Source organism: Teichococcus deserti, assembly GCF_001982615.1.
Classification (GTDB): Bacteria; Pseudomonadota; Alphaproteobacteria; order Acetobacterales; family Acetobacteraceae; genus Pseudoroseomonas; species Pseudoroseomonas deserti.
Genome location: NZ_MLCO01000573.1, coordinates 1 through 1,007 on the forward strand (window position 1 = coordinate 1; position 1,007 = coordinate 1,007).

At 76.2% G+C, this 1,007-nt stretch carries 2 protein-coding genes; both read right to left on the bottom strand.

The window, feature by feature from the left end; all coding sequences use genetic code 11:
• Positions 1-672, bottom strand: a 672-nt coding sequence (locus BKE38_RS30135) for a glycosyltransferase (RefSeq protein ID WP_076960719.1), incomplete at its 3' end; no start/stop codon positions are given.
• Between the two features lie 40 nt (positions 673-712).
• On the bottom strand, positions 713-1,007 hold a 295-nt coding region (locus tag BKE38_RS30140; RefSeq protein WP_278247667.1), incomplete at its 5' end, for an IclR family transcriptional regulator domain-containing protein.

Sequence of the window (1,007 nt, forward strand, 5' to 3'; positions counted from 1 at the left end):
GCGCGCCCGGCCAAGCACCGAGACCGCGGCGCCCACGCTGTTGCCGCCATGCTGCCGGTAGAGCAGCGCTGGCTGCGGATCGGCCATGATCGCGCCGCCCGCGCCGGCGACCAGCAGGTGGCACCACCAGTCATGCATCGAGGCCTCCGGCATCGGCGGCGCCGCCAGCACCAGCCGGCGGGCGGCAGCGTTCAGCATCACCGTGCAGCCGACAGCGATGTTCTCGACCAGCGCGTTGCGCAGCCCGGGCGGGCGGCGGAAGGCCGGCGACAGGCCGATCGGCGCCAGGTCGGCATCGACCAGCTGCTGGCGGGCGCAGTAGAGCGCCGGGCGGCCGGCATCCTGAACAGCGATCCAGGCCCAGGCGCGGGCCAGCTTGTCCGGCAGCCAGACATCGTCCTGGTCGCAGAAGGCGAAGGCCGGGGCATCCTCGGGCGCCGCCGCCAGCAGCCGCATGAAGCTGCCGCCCGGGCCCTGGCGGCCGGCGCCGTCCTGCAGCCGCCGCGCCGCCGGGAAGGCGTCCAGCAGGGCCACGGTCGCATCCGACGACCCGTCGTCGCGCCACAGCAGCGTCCAGGGCGGCGCGTCGCGCTGGGCGGCCAGGCTGTCCAGCTGGGCGGGCAGGAAGCGGGCACCGTTGTAGGTGGCGAGCAGGATCGGCAGGGGCGTCATACCTGGCAGCAATAGGCGGCGGGCCGGGGCAGGGGAAGCGTCAACCCGGGATGGTCCGGCGCAGCTCGGCCGCGGCGGCCAGCAGCGCCGGCAGCAGCCGGTCCTGCACCACCGCGTCGCTGGCCCGCGCCGTCTGCACGCCGATATTCATCGCCGCGACGCAGCGGCCGCGCTGGTCGCGCACCGGCACGGCCAGCGACCGCAGCCCGAGCTCCAGCTCCTCCTCGACCAGGGCATAGCCGCGGGCGCGGGCCTCGGCGACGGCGGCGCGGATGGCGGGGCGGGTGGTGCGGGTATGGGCGGTCAGCGCCTCGGGGGTGAGGCTGGCCAGCAGG